Below are 17111 nucleotides of genomic sequence, written 5' to 3'. Positions count from 1 at the left end.
GGAGCAGCCCGGTAGCTCGTCAGGCTCATAACCTGAAGGCCGCAGGTTCAAATCCTGCCCCCGCAACCAATATTCCAAAAACCCCGTAGCTTAAGCTGCGGGGTTTTCCTTTTGCGAAATACCTCAAATAACATCCAAACCAATATAAGTTCGCATCGTCCGCAATTGGCGCTCTTTTTTCTGCGACTGATTCAGCCTTTCTGCGTTGCGATAGCCCCTGATTTGGCCATGATGCGTAAACCGTCCAGCTCATAAGAAAGCCAACGTGACCACCGATCCCTTGCAGATTCTCAAGACCGTGTATGGCTACGATACGTTTCGTGGACAGCAGGCCGAAATCATCCGGCATGTGATGGCAGGCAACAATGCATTTGTATTGATGCCAACAGGGGGCGGGAAGTCGCTTTGTTACCAGATTCCGGCGCTCGCCCGTAAGGGAATGGGGCTGGTTGTTTCGCCCCTGATCGCGCTGATGGTTGATCAGGTCGCCGCCTTGCGTCAGGCAGGTGTGCGGGCAGAAGCTCTCAACTCCGATCTTTCCCCAGAAGAGCGGCGGATACTCTGGCAGGATATGCGGGCTGGCAAGGTCGATATTCTCTATGCCGCGCCGGAGACCCTTCTCAAGCCGGATGTTCTGGATGCGCTTCAACCTATCAGCCTGTCGCTGATCGCCATCGACGAAGCTCATTGCCTGTCGCAGTGGGGGCACGATTTCCGTCCCCCTTACCGCCAGCTAGACACGTTGATCGAGCGCTTTCCGGATACGCCACGCATGGCGCTCACGGCGACTGCGGACGAGCCAACCCGCGCCGAAATTCTGGGTCATCTCGGGATCAACGGAAGCGACGCCTTCATAGCCGGATTCGATCGGCCAAATATCCGCTATGCGATCATGGAAAAGGATAATCCACGTACGCAGCTGAAGCGCTTCCTGACGGGTCGCGAGGACGAAAGCGGCATCGTCTATTGCCTTTCCAAACGCAAGGTAGATGAGACGGCGGCCTGGCTGCGTGAGGAGGGGCGCGATGCGCTGCCCTATCACGCCGGCATGGACAAGGCCGCCCGCGAGGCGAACCAGACCCACTTCCAGCATGGTGAAGCTGTCATCATGGTTGCAACCGTGGCTTTCGGTATGGGCATCGACAAACCGGATGTGCGCTTCGTTGTGCATATCGATCTGCCCAGCAGCATCGAAGCCTATTATCAGGAAACCGGCCGTGCCGGCCGTGACGGTCTGCCGTCCGACGTGCTTATGCTTTACGGTTATGAAGACATCGCATTGCGCAACCGCTTTATCGAAGAGTCGGATGCGGGCGACCAGCGCAAGAACATGGAGCGCCGGAAGCTCGATGCGTTGCTTGGCCTCGCGGAAACAGCCGGTTGCCGTCGGCGGGTGCTTTTGTCTTATTTCGGCGACCATTGTGAGCCCTGCGGCAATTGCGACACCTGTGCGGAGCCGCCGGACCTGTTTGATGGTGCCATTGCCGCGCAGAAGTTGCTGTCCTGCATTTACCGCACGGGAGAACGTTTCGGCCAGGCCTATGTCATCCGCGTATTGCTGGGCATGGAAGATGAACGGATATCGAACTTTGGTCACGATCGGATCACGACCTACGGCATCGGCAAAGAGCACGACAATCGCACCTGGCGGGCCATCCTGCGCCAGATGGTTGCGCTGCGCCTGATCGAGGTTGATCTGGCCGGTCACGGGGGATTGTCCATTTCCGAAGAAGGGAGGCGGTTCCTGCGCGAAAAGCCGTCCCTGATGTTGAGGATACCGTCCGCTCCCCGTTCGGCGCGACAACAGACGAATCGCAAGCCCACCGCCATTGTTCTACCGGATGCCGATCGTAGTCTCTTTGAGGCGCTGCGTGCGAAGCGCATGGAAATTGCCCGCGCACAGAACGTTCCGCCCTATGTGATTTTTCACGACAAGACACTCATTGAGCTTGCGGCATCAAGACCGGCCTCTGTGGGGGAAATGGCGCAGATACCTGGAGTGGGAGACACAAAGCTGGAACGATACGGCCCTGCTTTTCTGGCGGCGATCATGGAACATGCCGCCAGCGAGTGACCATTTGAATCCGGCAAAGAGTCCCGCCAGGAAATTTCGGCAGGGCCTGAAACCTCAGCCTGTCGTGTCCTTGAACAGAACATTCTGGTCGATGAGATAACGGGAAAACAGGGGCAGGCTCGCTCCCCCGATAGCCCGGGCCTGGCTGCCGACCGCTCCCTCGATGATCTCCGGCAGCGTAACACCCTGAAGATCGTGATGTTTGAGGGCAAGGCGGGTGGCGGAGACTATTCTTGCTCTGACCCAATCCGGAAAACCGCCATCGATGATGACGCTGGAAAAATCGATGATGGAGGCTGCAGCGATAACGGCTTGCGCAAGGGCCGCGGCCGTTTTTCCGATCCAGCTTTCCAGCGGCTCGCCGAAATCGATCCACTCGTCCGGCGAGAACCACAGGGGACGCGGATCGATGCCGCGTTCGCGCAACATGTTTTCCAGAACGAAGATGGAGGCGATTTTCAGAAGCTGGACCGTGTTGCCGTCCTGCCCCTGAACTGGCAAGGGGCCGATTGCACCGGCGGTGCCCGTCTTTCCGGAAAACAGTGCGGAATTTAAAACGACACCGCCACCGATGAAGGATCCGATGAAGATATAGAGAAAATCGGGGTAGTTCTGGCCTGCACCAAAAACCAGTTCTGCACCGCAGGCACTGGTCGCATCGTTCTGCAGGAAAACCGGATAGCTGACGCCATCCGCAATTTCGGAACGGATATCGACGTCGCGCCAGCGCTCCATCTCATTCTGCGGGGCGCCCACCTCCTGCGCCCAGTTCCACAATTCGAACGGCGCGGCAATGCCGACACCGGCAATTTTTTGCCGTTCGACCGGAGAGAGCTTGGACTCGAGTTCCGTGATACCCTCGATGACGAATGGCAAAATCCATTCCGGCATAGGATAGGGGTAAGTTCTGCGGAGCTTCAGCTTGATCCGGCCGACGAAATCCATCAGCACCAGATCGACGCTGCGACGGCCGATTTTTACGCCAAACGAGAAGACGGCATCGGGATTGAGGCGCATCGGCGTCGAAGGCTGCCCGACTTTGCCGCGCAGTCTTTCGCCACGAATAAGAAGACCGTCACTTTCGAGCGAGCGCATGATGACCGAGACGGTCTGCGCCGAGAGACCGCAAAGCCTGGATATTTCGGCTTTCGACAAGCCGCCGTGGCGGCGAACCAGCGACAGCACAAGCCGCTCGTTATAGGCACGCACCCCGATCTGGTTGGCGCCGCCGCTCATATCCATGTTGGTGGACGGCGCGGGCGGCGCCGTCTCGACAGATTGTCTCATAGTTTCATCCTCCCGCCCGCCATATCCGCCGCGACCGATACATGCAGGCTTTATGGCAATCTTGCTATCGCAACGTTAAACGACGCGGCGATATTCCTCCCTGCCGCTTGTTAGAATGCCATACGGAATTAATAATTCAATCGGATTTATTTATTGACAGCCGTTTCCTTTGGTGGTTCCATCTGTGTCAACGGTCGCTGTTCTCGGAGGAGACGAGATCGCCGGGTAACCGTCACGGTACTCAAACATTCAATGGGAGGATTACAATGAAGACGACTGTTTCCGCTCTTCTGGGCGCGCTTGCGCTCGGCGTTTCTTTCGCGTCCGTCGCGTCCGCCGCCGATACTTCGGTTTGCCTGATTACCAAAACCGACACCAATCCCTTTTTCGTCAAGATGAAGGAAGGCGCCACCGCCAAGGCTAAAGAACTTGGCGTGACGCTGAAGTCCTATGCCGGCAAGATCGATGGCGATTCCGAAAGCCAGGTTGCCGCGATCGAGACATGCATTGCCGATGGCTCCAAGGGTATCCTGATTACCGCATCGGACACCAAGGGCATCGTTCCGGCCGTGCAGAAGGCGCGCGATGCCGGTCTTCTGGTCATCGCCCTCGATACACCTCTCGAACCCGTTGATGCCGCTGACTCCACTTTCGCTACCGACAATCTTCTGGCCGGCGAGCTGATCGGCAAATGGGCTGCCGGCACCCTCGGCGACAAGGCCAAGGACGCGAAAATCGCCTTCCTCAACCTCACGCCTTCCCAGCCAACCGTTGATGTTTTGCGCAACCAGGGCTTCATGAAGGGCTTCGGTATCGACGTGAAGGACATCAACAAGATTGGTGATGAAGACGACAAGCGTATCGTTGGTCATGATGTTACCAACGGTAACGAAGAAGGCGGCCGCTCTGCGATGGAAAATCTGCTGCAGAAGGATCCGACCATCAACGTCGTTCACACCATCAACGAACCTGCAGCTGCCGGTGCTTACGAAGCGCTTAAAGCCGTCGGCCGCGAAAAGGATGTTCTGATCGTTTCCGTCGATGGCGGTTGCCCTGGTGTCAAGAACGTTGCGGAAGGCGTGATCGGCGCAACGTCTCAGCAATACCCGCTGCTGATGGCGGCACTCGGCGTGGAAGCCGTCAAGAAGTTTGCCGACACCGGTGAAAAGCCGAAGCCGACCGCAGGCAAGAACTTCTTCGACACCGGCGTAACGCTGGTAACCGACAAGCCGGTCAAGGGTCTCGATTCGATCGACACCAAGGAAGGCCTGAAGAAGTGCTGGGGCTGATACTTCACCATTGAAATCGGCGGGGGGCAATTTGCCCCCGCCCTTGAACCGGAATGGTTAAAAAGAACGATCTGGGTGATCGGACAGGAACAAACGAGCGCGCCCGGCGTCCGTGGACGTAACTGAGGCACGCTTCTCAACAGTTTGAATCTACGCATTGTCCCCTCTGGAAAATAATCCCGGGTTCGGGGCTGATGCGATGGAGCGATCGGGAGGAAAATCCATGAGCGATCAGCCAGTGCGGGCTCAACCGCATAATGAATTTGAAAAAGTGCTGTCGGGAAGTTCGACCCAGGTCGCTGCTTTCGATACGCACAACAAGAGTTTGCTTGAAAAATTCCAGCACTTTCTGCATTCCAGCCCGGCGGCCGTACCGCTGATCGTTCTGGTGTTGTCGCTGGCTGTCTTCGGCATGACCCTGGGCGGCAAGTTTTTCTCGGCCTTTTCGCTGACCCTTATCCTTCAGCAGGTGGCAATCGTCGGCATCGTCGGCGCGGCACAGTCGCTGGTCATTCTGACTGCGGGTATCGATCTTTCGGTCGGTGCGATCATGGTCCTGTCCTCCGTCGTCATGGGACAGTTTACGTTCCGCTATGGTTTGCCTGCCGAACTCTCGATTATCTGCGGTCTCGCAGTTGGCGCATTTTGTGGCTTTATCAATGGCGTGCTGGTTTCGCGCATGCGGCTGCCGCCCTTCATCGTTACACTGGGCATGTGGCAGATCGTGTTGGCCACCAATTTCCTCTATTCGGCCAACGAAACGATCCGCTCACAGGATATCGTCCAACAGGCGCCCATTCTCCAGTTTTTCGGCAACAATATCCGCATCGGCAGCGCCGTCTTCACCTATGGCGTCATTGCGATGGTTCTGCTGGTTGCCCTGCTCTGGTATGTGCTGAACCGCACCGCCTGGGGTCGACATCTCTATGCAGTGGGTGATGATCCCGACGCAGCCGAACTGGCCGGCGTTAACGTCAAGCGCATGCTGACGACCGTCTACACACTTTCCGGGCTTATCTGCGCCTTCGCGGGCTGGGCTCTCATCGGCCGCATCGGCTCGGTATCGCCGACCGCCGGTCAGTTTGCCAACATCGAATCCATCACCGCAGTGGTCATCGGCGGCATATCGCTGTTTGGCGGACGCGGCTCGATCATGGGCATGATCTTCGGCGCGCTGATCGTCGGTGTCTTCTCTCTCGGCCTGCGACTTATCGGAACAGACCCACAATGGACCTATCTGTTGATCGGCGTCCTTATCATCTTGGCTGTCGCAATCGACCAGTGGATCAGAAAGGTAGCAGGCTGATGGCAAAAGAACCTATCCTCACAGCACGCAATCTCGTTAAACGCTACGGTCGTGTGACTGCGCTCGACAATGCCGATTTTGACCTTTATCCGGGCGAAATCCTCGCCGTCATCGGTGATAACGGTGCTGGAAAATCCTCTCTCATCAAGGCGATTTCCGGTGCGGTGACACCCGATGAAGGGGAGATCAGGCTTGAAGGCAAGCCGGTACAGTTCCGCTCGCCGATCGAGGCACGCAAGGCTGGTATCGAAACCGTTTATCAGAACCTTGCGCTGTCTCCCGCATTGTCCATAGCCGACAATATGTTTCTCGGCCGTGAAATCCGCAAACCCGGTATTCAGGGAAGCCTGTTCAGGGCACTGGACCGTCCGGCGATGGAAAAGTTTGCCCGTGAGAAACTCTCTGAACTCGGCCTGATGACGATCCAGAACATCAATCAGGCGGTGGAAACCCTCTCCGGCGGCCAGCGCCAGGGTGTTGCGGTGGCGCGTGCAGCCGCCTTCGGCTCCAAGGTCGTCATCCTTGACGAACCGACGGCGGCGCTCGGCGTCAAGGAAAGCCGCCGCGTTCTCGAGCTCATTCTGGATGTGCGCGCGCGAGGGCTACCGATCGTTCTCATCTCGCACAACATGCCGCATGTTTTCGAGGTTGCTGACCGGATTCATATTCATCGGCTGGGCAAGCGTTTGTGCGTCATCAATCCGAAGGACTATACCATGTCCGACGCTGTCGCCTTCATGACGGGCGCCAAGGAAGCGCCAAAGGAAACGCTGGCCGCATGACGTTGAAGCTTGAAACGATCGTCGAAGACGTTCTTCGGCGGGCAGAGGATAAATCTCGTTTTATCATTGCCATTGCCGGTCCCCCTGGGGCCGGCAAATCCACGCTGGCGGATGCCCTGTGCGGTGCCCTCGTGGCGCGCGGCGAGGCTGCGGCTGTCCTGCCCATGGACGGCTTCCATATGGATAACGGTATTCTCGAAGAACGGGGGCTCTTGCCGCGAAAAGGCGCACCGGAGACCTTCGACGTGCGCGGCTTTCTTGATATCGTCTCCGCAGTTCGTCAGGGCGGACAGGAAATCCTTGTCCCGGTTTTTGACCGCTCACGCGAAATAGCCATTGCCTCCGCTCGCGCCATCGCGCCAGAAACACGCTTCATCCTTGCCGAAGGCAACTATCTGCTGTTGAACGAGGCGCCGTGGACGAAGCTTTCCGGCAGCTTCGATCTTACCGTCTTCGTAGGCCCATCCGTTGCGGTGCTCGAGGAACGCCTGCGGGATAGATGGCAGGGCTATGGTCTCGATGCGACCGAGATTCACGCCAAACTGTTCGAAAATGATCTTCCCAACGGAAAGCGGGTGATTGAGAACTCCCGCCCCGCCGATATTCGCATCGATATCTGGGAATAACCCGCCGCTTCCGTCCGTAGGCGGCATCAAGCATTCACCGTTAAGCCTTTGTTGACCATGTGTTGAATCTTTTTGATCCACAGGGTGGGGCTTTCGCATGTCTAATTATTGACGAAAAAAAATCCTCATATACTATATGTGGTGTTCAAGGTTCTTTCGATTCGCAAGCGTCGGGAGCTAAGACGGGAATTCGGTGCGCAACACCATTATGGGGAAGCAATGCCGAAACTGCCCCCGCAACTGTAAGCGGTGAGCATCGTTCCGATTTGAGCCACTGGCGCTAAAAGCTCCGGGAAGGTGGGAATGGATGTTTTGACCCGCAAGTCAGGAGACCTGCCTTGAGCGAAAACGTCCACGGGCGGGGTGTCCGGAAGGAAGGTGTATGACGCAAATGAATTGCGTGCGCCCTTTTCTGCCCCCTCCAGAACAAGCTTCGGGGTGAAGTCATGCCAGTGCATTTTTATGAGTTTCTACGCTCGTCGGCGTAGACAGCGATCTTACGCGGCCTCACCCGCGCGCCTCGCCAGAATGACAGAACCATCGCCACCCGCTTGTGATTGCAGGCGGGCAATGTTGAGCCGTGCGTAAAAGCGGCTTCGAAAGAGGAAACAATGACCGTCACCGTTTACAGCAAGCCCGCCTGCGTCCAGTGCACTGCCACCTATCGTGCGCTTGACCGCATCGGTGTCAGCTACGAGATCGTCGATATCTCCGAAGATGCGGATGCCCTCGATCGCGTTCGCGGCCTTGGTTACATGCAGGTTCCCGTGGTCGTTGCCGGCGAACGCCATTGGGCGGGTTTCCGTCCGGACATGATTGGCTCGATCAGCTGAGGAGGCGATGCGATGGGGCTGATCGTCTATTATTCCAGCCGGTCTGAGAACACTCATCGCTTCCTTCAGAAACTGGGGCGACGATTGCTTCGCCTGCCGCTCGGCGCCGAGGAAGACGTTCCTCACGTGTCGGAGCCCTATGTTCTCGTCACCCCCACCTATGGGGGTGGCGGCATGAAAGGAGCGGTACCGAAACCGGTTATCCGGTTTTTGAACGAGCCCTCAAACCGAAATCTCATTCGCGGCGTCATCGCGGCGGGAAATACGAATTTTGGCGCAGCTTTCGCATCCGCCGGAGATATCGTGTCGCGTAAATGCGCGGTGCCGTTTCTCTACCGCTTCGAGCTTCTCGGCACGGAGGAAGATGTCGCCAACGTCAATCATGGATTGGAACGATTTTGGACACGCTGACCTCGAGCGCGGTGCGCAACACGGATGCCAAACAACAAGTAACCGCTGCGCAGAAACACCTGGACGCGGGACTGGACTATCACGCGCTGAACGCGATGCTGAACCTCTACGATGAAAACGGGAAGATCCAGCTCGACAAGGACCGCCTTGCGGCACGGCAATATTTCCTTCAGCACGTCAACCAGAACACGGTGTTTTTCCATAATCTCAGGGAAAAGCTCGATTATCTCGTGACTGAGGGATATTACGAACAGGAGGTGCTGGACCAGTATTCCTTCAATTTCGTCCGTGACCTCTACGACGAGGCCTATGCCAGAAAGTTCCGTTTTCCGACATTTCTCGGCGCCTTCAAATATTATACGTCCTATACGCTGAAGACCTTCGACGGAAAGCGTTACCTGGAGCGTTATGAGGACCGCGTCTGCATGGTGGCGCTGGCTCTGGCGCGTGGCGACGAGCAGCTTGCCCGCGATCTGATGGATGAAATCATTTCCGGCCGCTTCCAGCCGGCAACCCCGACCTTTCTCAACGCTGGCAAGAAAAGCCGCGGTGAGCTGGTTTCGTGTTTTCTGCTGCGTGTGGAAGACAATATGGAAAGCATCGGCCGGTCCATCAATTCAGCATTGCAGCTTTCCAAGCGGGGTGGTGGCGTAGCACTGTCCCTGACCAATATTCGCGAAGCCGGCGCGCCGATCAAACAGATCGAAAACCAGTCCTCCGGCGTCATTCCTGTCATGAAGCTGCTGGAAGATTCGTTCTCCTACGCCAACCAGCTTGGCGCGCGCCAGGGCGCTGGCGCGGTCTACCTGCATGCCCACCACCCCGACATCATGCGTTTCCTTGATACGAAACGTGAAAACGCCGACGAAAAAATCCGCATCAAAACCCTTTCGCTCGGCGTGGTGATCCCTGATATCACCTTCGAACTCGCGAGAAACAACGAGGATATGTACCTGTTCTCACCCTATGATGTTGAGCGGGTTTATGGCGTGCCGTTTACCGAGATTTCCGTCAGCGAAAAATATCAGGAAATGGTCGCCGACAGCCGCATCCGCAAGAAGAAGATAAAGGCACGCGAGTTCTTCCAAGTCATCGCAGAAATCCAGTTCGAAAGCGGTTATCCCTATATCATGTTCGAGGATACGGTGAACCGCGCCAATCCGATCGCCGGCCGTATCAGCATGAGCAATCTTTGCTCGGAAATCCTACAGGTCAGCGAGGCGAGCGAGTTCAACGACGATCTCTCTTACAGCCATATGGGCAAGGATATTTCCTGCAATCTCGGCTCGCTCAACATTGCTTCAGCAATGGATTCGGCTGATTTCGGCAAGACGATCGAAACCTCCATCCGGGCGCTGACGGCCGTTTCTGACATGAGCCACATCTCGTCTGTCCCCTCCGTGGAAAAGGGCAACGATGCGAGCCACGCCATCGGGCTTGGTCAAATGAACCTGCATGGCTATCTGGCGCGCGAGCGCATCTTCTACGGCTCCGAAGAAGGCATCGATTTCACCAATATCTATTTCTACACGGTGACCTATCACGCCATCCGCGCCAGCAATCGCCTTGCCACGGAAAGGGGCCAGAGCTTCAAGGGCTTTGAAAACTCCAAATATGCCTCGGGCGACTACTTCGATAAATATACCGACCGGGAATGGCTGCCCGCGACGGAAAAGGTCCGCGACCTTTTTGAGAAAGCCGGCATTTCCATTCCGACACAGGAGGACTGGAAAGCGTTGAAGCAGGCAGTCATGGAGACCGGCCTCTATAACCAGAACCTTCAGGCCGTGCCGCCCACAGGCTCGATCTCCTATATCAACCACTCGACCTCCTCGATCCATCCCATCGTCTCGAAGATTGAAATTCGCAAGGAAGGCAAGATCGGCCGTGTTTATTATCCGGCTTCCTACCTTTCGAACGACAATCTCGAATATTATCAGGATGCCTACGAAATCGGTCCGGAAAAGATCATAGATACCTATGCGGCGGCCACCCAGCATGTCGATCAGGGTCTGTCGCTGACGCTGTTCTTCCGCGATACGGCAACGACGCGCGATATCAACCGGGCGCAGATCTACGCCTGGAAAAAAGGCATCAAGACCATCTACTACATCCGTTTGCGCCAGATGGCGCTGGAAGGCACGCAGGTTCAGGGCTGCGTATCCTGCACGCTCTGAATTGAGGGACAAGACAATGAATATTGCCGTAAAACCCGCGTCCCGTATTCGCGCGGTCAACTGGAACCGCATCGAGGATGACAAGGATCTCGAAGTCTGGAATCGCCTGACATCGAATTTCTGGCTACCGGAAAAGGTGCCGCTCTCCAACGATATCCCGTCCTGGGGAACGCTGAAGCCGGAAGAGCAGACCCTGACGATCCGCGTCTTCACCGGGCTGACATTGCTGGACACGATCCAGAACGGCGTCGGTTCCGTGCGCCTGATGGCGGATTCGGCGACGCCGCACGAAGAGGCGGTGCTTTCCAACATCTCCTTCATGGAGGCGGTCCACGCCCGCTCCTATTCCTCGATCTTCTCGACGCTCTGCTCCACGCCTGACGTCGATGACGCCTATCGCTGGTCGGAGGAGAACGAATTCCTGCAACGCAAATCCGCGCTCATCATGCGCGAATATGATAGCGGAAATCCGTTGAAAATGAAGGTCGCCAGCGTGTTTCTGGAGAGCTTCCTGTTCTATTCCGGCTTCTACCTGCCAATGTTCTGGTCAAGTCGCGCCAAGCTTACCAACACGGCCGATTTGATCCGTCTCATCATTCGCGATGAGGCCGTGCATGGCTATTACATCGGCTACAAGTTCCAGCGCGCGCTCGAACGTCTGGGCGAAGCGGAAAAACAGGAGATCAAGGATTTCGCCTTCGATCTTTTGCTCGAGCTTTACGACAACGAAGCCAAATATACCCAAGACCTCTATGACGGCGTTGGCCTGACGGAAGACGTCAAGCAGTTCCTGCATTACAACGCCAACAAGGCCTTGATGAATCTGGGTTACGAGGCGCTGTTTCCGCCCGAGGCTTGCCGGGTCAATCCTGCGATCCTCTCGGCGCTGTCTCCCAATGCCGACGAGAACCACGACTTCTTCTCCGGCTCCGGCTCTTCCTATGTCATCGGCAAGGCGGTCGCCACAGAAGACGAAGACTGGGATTTCTGAACCGGTTGCCGCCAAGAACCCGCAAAAGTTATTGCGGGTTCACGACCTGGCTCGCAAGCCGGAAAGGGCTGGATACTGTTGCCCCGATAGCATCGAACACAAAGGCACCCGCGCGGCCTATCCCGTTTTCGCCGTTGCCGTTCCGGCTCGCCTCCAGTTGTGGCACCAGCGACGCGAGTGCAGCATAGCGGTCGTGGTTGAGCGGATCCGATGCCTTGAGCTTGGAGATGTCAACGAACTGAACGCCCTCTTTCAGGGCGGCTTCCTGCACTTGAGGATCGGTCACATCCAGCGCGCCTATGCGGGTGACGTCCGCCCCGAGGATGGAGGAAGCCTTCAGGGCGCGGTCGTCCTTGGAGACGAGAATGGTGAGCGGCGGATTGAGCCTTCCCACCACCTCGATCTGCTTGCGGAAAACATCGGCGTCGATATCCGGCGCGGCCAGTACTACCTGTAGTTTGGAGAGCACATCGTTCCTGCCTTCGAAGCGCAATTGTCGCAGCGCTTCCATGACCAGCCAGCCGCCCATGCTGTGACCGAACACGACAATGCTTTTTTTCGGTGTTTGCCTGGTAAGGTCGGTCAGCACCGTGGCCAGCGCGTCTCGCGAATAGGTCGCTGATTCCTTGTCGGCCACGTAACCGGTGACGCTCGCCTGAGACGGCCATGAAAAGACCAGTGGCACACCATCCATATTGGCATCGGCTGCCATTTGTGCCGCACGGAACAAGGCTTCCTGATAGCTGTAATTATAGCCATGCACAAAAAGCGCGATCTGCTTGCCGGAGCGGGTGACGTCGCCAAGATCGGAATTGAAACGCGTTTTCGTCAGCATATCGGCTTTGGTGACGACGAAATCCTTGCTCGGGTTCGGCTTGCCTTTGGACCATTCGATATTTCCGCTTTTATGGCTGGGAGGAATGGAAATGTCGAAGCGCGCATAATTCAGCTCAGCCGCCCGCCCAGCGCTAAAGCCCTTTTTGGCCTCGTTGTTTTTCTCCCGCGTGCTCGCCACATAGGCTGTCACGATTTTCGTATCGGTGGTCTTGGTGTTTATGGCCTGCAACACATCCGCCCCCGGTCTGCCCGCGCAGGATGAAAGAAGGCTGAAAGCGAGGAGGAGCGAAAAAATCAGGCGCATGGATGGGGTTACCGATAATGAGGGACCACGCATAAATAACCGGACGCTCAAAAAGTTGCTACTGGAGACTGGATTGCGGTGTGGTTGCATTATGTTCAATGCGGACGACGCATTCCCCACCTTGCTATCCAGCTATGTTCGTTTTAGGCCGTACAGATGACGAATAAGGTGTCGCTTTTACGGCTGAAACTCACGGACTTCCGCAACTATGCGGCGGCGTCGCTTGCGCTGGATGACCGCCACGTGGTGCTGACGGGTGACAACGGTTCCGGCAAGACCAATCTCCTGGAGGCTGTTTCGTTTCTGTCGCCCGGAAGGGGCCTGCGCCGCGCCACCCTGTCCGATGTGACGCGAGTGGGGGCGGAGGCCGCCGGTTTTTCGATTTTTGCGGATGTCGACGGCATGGACGGCGAGGTCGCCATCGGAACCGGGATCGAGGGTGACGGCGAGGTAGTGTCGCGCCGCCTGAGGCTGAACGGGACATCGGTGAAGTCGGTCGATGAATTGACGGATCATCTGCGGGTGCTGTGGCTGACGCCTGCCATGGATGGGCTTTTTACCGGTTCATCCTCGGATCGCCGGCGTTTTCTCGATCGGTTGGTGCTCTCGCTCGATCCCGCGCATGGGCGGCGGGCAAGCGACTTCGAAAAGGCCATGCGCGGCCGCAACCGTCTGCTTTCGGAAGGCCGTTTCGATCCGGTCTGGCTGGACGGTATCGAGAAGCAGATGGCGGAACTCGGCATTTCCATGGCGCTCGCGCGCTATGAAATGTTGGGTCTTTTGAAAAGCCTCATCGAAGGCCGTTCCGGCAATGCTGCCTTCCCCTCTGCAGCGCTGGCGCTCTCGGGTTTCATGGACGACACGCTCAACCGGCCGGCTGTCGATCTGGAAGACGAGTATAGGCTTATGCTGCGCGAAGGCCGGTATCGAGACGCGGCGGCGGGCCGCACGCTTGATGGACCGCACCGTGTCGATCTGTTCGTGCGCCATGCGGAAAAGAACATGGAGGCAGAGCGTTGCTCGACCGGAGAACAGAAGGCGCTGCTGGTGGGATTGGTGCTTGCGCATGCCCAGCTCACCGCCAACATGACCGGCCATGCGCCGGTTCTGCTGCTCGACGAAATTGCCGCGCATCTGGATGAGGGCAGGCGGGCGGCTCTGTTCGATCTCATTCACGCGCTCGGTGGTCAGAGTTTCATGACCGGAACGGATGCGGCAATGTTCTCCGCCCTTGGCGACAGGGCGCAATTCTTCAATGTCTCCCACGGGGGCATCACGGCATGACGGCGAAAAAATGGAGTGCGACATGGACCCGCTGAGCCCGGACGAAATCGAACGCTACAAGCGCCATATTCTCTTGCCGGAAATCGGCGGTGCCGGGCAGCAGCGTCTGAAGGCCGCGCGGGTCCTGGTAATCGGGGCTGGTGGCCTCGGCGCGCCTGTCCTTCATTATCTTGCTGCAGCCGGTGTCGGCACGCTTGGCCTGATCGATGACGACGTGGTCTCCCTGTCCAATCTCCAGCGGCAGGTGATCCACGATACCGGCACGATCGGTGAGCTGAAAACGGCAAGCGCCCGCGCAGCCATCGCCCGGCTCAACCCGCATGTGCGTACCCTTGTTTTTGAGGAGCGTTTTTCGCAGGTCTGGGCGCACACCCATCTGCCATCCTTCGATCTCCTTATCGACGGTTCTGATAATTTCGACACACGTTATGCCGCTGCCGATGCCGCAGAGGCTGCTAAAAGGCCGCTGGTAACGGGCGCTGTCGGCCGTTTCGATGGTTCGGTAACGGTGCTGAAACCCTATGAGGCGGGTGCCGATGGTAATCTGCTGCCGGGGTATCGCGATCTGTTTCCCGAGCCACCGCCGCAGGGGCTTATTCCGAATTGCGCGGAAACGGGCATCGTCGGCGCTTTGACCGGCGTGATCGGCACGATCATGGCCATGGAGGCCATCAAGGTGATCACCGCTGCCGGCGAGCCATTGGTCGGCCGCCTGCTTCTCTATGACGCCCTGTCGGCCCGCTTCGAAACCGTGCGTTACAAGCGCCGCCATGCTGGAAAAAAAACATGACCGAGATCACAAGGATTGGCGAAGAATTCGAGCGCTGGCAGGAGCTGCTTGCGCTTATCATGTCGTCCTTCGCCTATATGGACGGCGTCATCGACCCACCATCGTCCGCTCACCGTTTGACGCTCGAAAATCTCGCGGAGAAGGCGAGGGCGGAGACCGCTTTCGTGGCGCTGGATGGTGATGAGATTGTTGGCTGCCTGTTTTGCCGGCAGGAACCACCGGCCTACCTTTACGTCGGCAAGCTGTGCGTCTCCCTGAAAGCGCAGGGCAAAGGCATCGGCAAAATGCTTCTGGAACGGGCCGAAGCATTGGCCCGCGAATTAGCGTTACCGGCGCTGCGGCTGGAAACGCGCATCGAGCTTGTCGGCAACCACGCGAAATTCGCCGCCTGGGGTTTCATCAAAACCGCTGAAAACGCCCATCCGGGTTACGACCGCACGACTTCGATTGAAATGACGAAATTCCTCGGCTGAGACGGCTCAATTTGTGATCCGCTTAAAAGCCTGCTTCTCCCTCCCACGTCACGATCAGACACGGCTTGTCTGAACCGGTTCAGTTCCGCCCCGGCAGCACCCGGTTCGGCGGTCGATGTCCGTCGAAAAGCGTGCGGATGTTGATGATGACCTTGTCACCCATCTCGATCCGGCCCTCGATCGTTGCCGAGCCCATGTGGGGAAGCAGCACGACCTTGCCTTCTCTCGCGAGCTTGATGAGCTTGGGATTGATTGCGGGCTCGTTCTCGTAGACATCGAGACCGGCTCCGGCGATCTTTCCGTCGCGCAGGCACTGGATCATTGCCGCCTCATCGATGATATCGCCGCGCGCCGTGTTGACGATGTAGCTTGTCGGCTGCATCAGAGCGAGCCGTCGTGCCGAGATCAGGTGATAGGTCGCAGGTGTGGAGGGGCAATTGACGGAAACAATATCCACCCGCGCCAGCATCTGGTCGAGGCTGTCCCAATAGGTTGCCTCAAGCTCCGCTTCCGTCGCCGGGTTGACGCGTTTGCGGTTGTGATAGTGTATGGAGAGGCCGAAAGCCTTGGCGCGCCGCGCAACTGCCGTACCGATGCGGCCCATGCCGACAATGCCGATGCGTTTGCCGGAAATGCGCCGTCCCAGCATCCAGGTCGGCGACCAGCCCAGCCATTCGTCGGCGCCATTGGCAAGCACACGCGTGCCTTCGATCAGACGGCGCGGCACGGCCAGCACCAGCGCCATGGTGATATCGGCGCTGTCTTCGGTCAGCACATTGGGCGTGTTGGTCACGGTGATGCCCTTTCGGGCGGCCGCGTCCACATCCACATGGTCTATGCCGTTGGAGAAGCTGGCGATCAGCTTCAGTTGCGGCCCCGCTTTCTCGATCATGGCGGCGGTGATGCGGTCCGTGACCGTCGGCACCAGAACGTCGACCCGCTGCATAGCGGCCACAAGCTCCTCCTCGCGGCGCTGCGTATCGTCGATATTCAGTTCGGCATCGAAGAGTTCCCGCATTCTGGTTTCGACGACGTCAGGCAATTTGCGGGTGATATAGACTGTCGGTCTCTTCTTGTGGGTCATCGTTTGCCGCTGCCTTGTTCAGAAGTCATTAACCAGAAAGAGCGATAATTTCTTTCAATCAGGGCGTTTCTACCAGACCCACCGGCGAAGACAAATAAAACTCGCCGAAGCTTGAGGCGTGTGGAAACGAGCCTCCTCGAATTTAATCCGGTTTGCAGAAGGCAGGAAACGGAAATGGGCATGCGCAGTGTGGTTTCTATGGTTTGCATTGCATTGTCTCTGGGCCTCTTTGGTGTGGCGAACGAGGCCATGGCGCAAGGCGCTGCCAAAGGCGCAAGCGGCCTGCCTTTGCCGCGTTTTGTCAGCCTGAAATCCAAGCGCGTCAACATGCGCATCGGACCCAGCACGGATTATGCCGTTTCCTGGATGTATATGAAATCGGGAATGCCGGTTGAAATCATTCAGGAATATGAGAACTGGCGACGCATCCGCGATGCCGATGGCACGGAAGGCTGGGTTAACCAGGCGCTACTCTCTGGCGAGCGCACGGCCGTCGCCGCGCCGTGGATGCGCGGCAAGGGCAAGGATGTCTACGTGAACATGCGCCGCGACGCACAGTCGGG

16 protein-coding genes and 1 riboswitch are annotated in these 17111 nt (G+C 57.5%); of the genes, 13 read left to right on the top strand and 3 right to left on the bottom strand.

Translation table 11 applies throughout. From position 1 onward, the window contains the following. Positions 1-265: 265 nt before the first annotated feature. Positions 266-2074: a DNA helicase RecQ gene (gene recQ, locus T18_RS08825; protein ID WP_038489290.1), complete on the top strand. Its 1809-nt coding sequence runs from the start codon at positions 266-268 to the stop codon at positions 2072-2074. Positions 2075-2128: 54 nt separating this feature from the next. Here the strand turns inward: recQ and T18_RS08820 are convergent, their stop codons facing one another. Next, on the bottom strand, positions 2129-3361 hold the full coding sequence (locus T18_RS08820) for an ROK family transcriptional regulator (RefSeq protein ID WP_038489293.1): 1233 nt from the start codon (positions 3359-3361) through the stop codon (positions 2129-2131). A 266-nt stretch (positions 3362-3627) separates the two neighbouring features. Between T18_RS08820 and T18_RS08815 the strand changes: the two genes are divergently transcribed. The 8 genes from T18_RS08815 (at position 3628) to nrdF (ending at position 11776) form a co-directional block, all read left to right on the top strand. Next, positions 3628-4650 (top strand): sugar ABC transporter substrate-binding protein, encoded by a 1023-nt coding sequence (locus T18_RS08815; RefSeq protein ID WP_003514241.1) that lies wholly within the window; start codon positions 3628-3630, stop codon positions 4648-4650. 223 nt (positions 4651-4873) lie between these two features. Next, a complete protein-coding gene (locus T18_RS08810) occupies positions 4874-5956 on the top strand; it encodes an ABC transporter permease (RefSeq protein ID WP_038489298.1) in 1083 nt (360 codons plus the stop codon). Next, on the top strand, positions 5956-6738 hold the full coding sequence (locus T18_RS08805; protein WP_013635211.1) for an ATP-binding cassette domain-containing protein: 783 nt from the start codon (positions 5956-5958) through the stop codon (positions 6736-6738). The genes T18_RS08810 and T18_RS08805 overlap by 1 nt, the downstream gene beginning before the upstream one ends. Further along, positions 6735-7364 carry a nucleoside triphosphate hydrolase gene (locus tag T18_RS08800; protein WP_038489301.1) on the top strand — a complete coding sequence of 210 codons (630 nt, stop codon included), beginning with the start codon at positions 6735-6737 and terminating at the stop codon, positions 7362-7364. The genes T18_RS08805 and T18_RS08800 overlap by 4 nt, the downstream gene beginning before the upstream one ends. 131 nt (positions 7365-7495) lie before the next feature. After that, a riboswitch (cobalamin riboswitch) is annotated at positions 7496-7720 on the top strand. Positions 7721-7975: 255 nt separating this feature from the next. Beyond that, a complete protein-coding gene (gene nrdH, locus T18_RS08795; protein ID WP_013635213.1) occupies positions 7976-8197 on the top strand; it encodes a glutaredoxin-like protein NrdH in 222 nt (73 codons plus the stop codon). A 12-nt stretch (positions 8198-8209) separates the two neighbouring features. Next, complete coding sequence (gene nrdI / locus T18_RS08790) at positions 8210-8608, top strand: class Ib ribonucleoside-diphosphate reductase assembly flavoprotein NrdI (protein WP_003514252.1); 399 nt, start codon at positions 8210-8212, stop codon at positions 8606-8608. Then, on the top strand, positions 8596-10785 hold the full coding sequence (gene nrdE / locus T18_RS08785) for a class 1b ribonucleoside-diphosphate reductase subunit alpha (RefSeq protein ID WP_075807520.1): 2190 nt from the start codon (positions 8596-8598) through the stop codon (positions 10783-10785). Before nrdI ends, nrdE begins: the two co-directional genes overlap by 13 nt. A 16-nt stretch (positions 10786-10801) precedes the next feature. Further along, complete coding sequence (nrdF, locus tag T18_RS08780) at positions 10802-11776, top strand: class 1b ribonucleoside-diphosphate reductase subunit beta (RefSeq protein ID WP_003514262.1); 975 nt, start codon at positions 10802-10804, stop codon at positions 11774-11776. Positions 11777-11804: 28 nt separating this feature from the next. On the opposite strand, the gene T18_RS08775 is transcribed toward nrdF, so the two are convergent. Next, positions 11805-12917: an alpha/beta hydrolase gene (locus T18_RS08775; RefSeq protein WP_038489306.1), complete on the bottom strand. Its 1113-nt coding sequence runs from the start codon at positions 12915-12917 to the stop codon at positions 11805-11807. Positions 12918-13073: 156 nt separating this feature from the next. Here T18_RS08775 and recF point away from each other — a divergent pair, with 156 nt between their 5' ends. Genes recF through T18_RS08760 form a run of 3 tightly spaced genes read left to right on the top strand, consistent with a single transcriptional unit; the run spans position 13074 to position 15464 of the window. Beyond that, positions 13074-14201: a DNA replication/repair protein RecF gene (gene recF, locus T18_RS08770; protein ID WP_038489309.1), complete on the top strand. Its 1128-nt coding sequence runs from the start codon at positions 13074-13076 to the stop codon at positions 14199-14201. 22 nt (positions 14202-14223) lie between these two features. Continuing rightward, positions 14224-14991, top strand: coding sequence for a molybdopterin-synthase adenylyltransferase MoeB (locus T18_RS08765; RefSeq protein ID WP_038489312.1), 768 nt, complete (start codon positions 14224-14226; stop codon positions 14989-14991). Beyond that, positions 14988-15464, top strand: a complete 477-nt coding sequence (locus T18_RS08760; RefSeq protein WP_038489315.1) for a GNAT family N-acetyltransferase — start codon at positions 14988-14990, stop codon at positions 15462-15464. Before T18_RS08765 ends, T18_RS08760 begins: the two co-directional genes overlap by 4 nt. Positions 15465-15543: 79 nt before the next feature. On the opposite strand, the gene T18_RS08755 is transcribed toward T18_RS08760, so the two are convergent. Then, a complete protein-coding gene (locus T18_RS08755) occupies positions 15544-16548 on the bottom strand; it encodes a 2-hydroxyacid dehydrogenase (protein WP_003514267.1) in 1005 nt (334 codons plus the stop codon). Positions 16549-16728: 180 nt separating this feature from the next. On the opposite strand from T18_RS08755, the gene T18_RS08750 reads away from it, so the two are divergent. Further along, positions 16729-17111 (top strand): SH3 domain-containing protein (locus T18_RS08750; protein WP_323455214.1); only part of this gene is annotated, 383 nt, incomplete at its 3' end.

Source organism: Rhizobium sp. TBD182, from assembly GCF_001950375.1.
Lineage (GTDB): Bacteria > Pseudomonadota > Alphaproteobacteria > Rhizobiales > Rhizobiaceae > Agrobacterium > Agrobacterium tumefaciens.
Note: the sequence above shows the minus strand (reverse complement) of the source record. Positions and strands in the feature narration are given on the sequence as shown.

What these genes read in the sequence shown, in the direction of transcription:
- recF (WP_038489309.1), top strand. Translation starts at nt 13,074, where the DNA reads ATGACGAATAAGGTGTCGCTTTTACGGCTGAAACTCACGGACTTCCGC.
- T18_RS08805 (WP_013635211.1), top strand. Translation starts at nt 5,956, where the DNA reads ATGGCAAAAGAACCTATCCTCACAGCACGCAATCTCGTTAAACGCTAC.
- nrdI (WP_003514252.1), top strand. Translation starts at nt 8,210, where the DNA reads ATGGGGCTGATCGTCTATTATTCCAGCCGGTCTGAGAACACTCATCGC.
- T18_RS08800 (WP_038489301.1), top strand. Translation starts at nt 6,735, where the DNA reads ATGACGTTGAAGCTTGAAACGATCGTCGAAGACGTTCTTCGGCGGGCA.
- T18_RS08765 (WP_038489312.1), top strand. Translation starts at nt 14,224, where the DNA reads ATGGACCCGCTGAGCCCGGACGAAATCGAACGCTACAAGCGCCATATT.
- T18_RS08820 (WP_038489293.1), bottom strand. Translation starts at nt 3,361, where the DNA reads ATGAGACAATCTGTCGAGACGGCGCCGCCCGCGCCGTCCACCAACATG.
- nrdH (WP_013635213.1), top strand. Translation starts at nt 7,976, where the DNA reads ATGACCGTCACCGTTTACAGCAAGCCCGCCTGCGTCCAGTGCACTGCC.
- T18_RS08755 (WP_003514267.1), bottom strand. Translation starts at nt 16,548, where the DNA reads ATGACCCACAAGAAGAGACCGACAGTCTATATCACCCGCAAATTGCCT.
- T18_RS08815 (WP_003514241.1), top strand. Translation starts at nt 3,628, where the DNA reads ATGAAGACGACTGTTTCCGCTCTTCTGGGCGCGCTTGCGCTCGGCGTT.
- T18_RS08810 (WP_038489298.1), top strand. Translation starts at nt 4,874, where the DNA reads ATGAGCGATCAGCCAGTGCGGGCTCAACCGCATAATGAATTTGAAAAA.
- nrdF (WP_003514262.1), top strand. Translation starts at nt 10,802, where the DNA reads ATGAATATTGCCGTAAAACCCGCGTCCCGTATTCGCGCGGTCAACTGG.
- T18_RS08775 (WP_038489306.1), bottom strand. Translation starts at nt 12,917, where the DNA reads ATGCGCCTGATTTTTTCGCTCCTCCTCGCTTTCAGCCTTCTTTCATCC.
- T18_RS08760 (WP_038489315.1), top strand. Translation starts at nt 14,988, where the DNA reads ATGACCGAGATCACAAGGATTGGCGAAGAATTCGAGCGCTGGCAGGAG.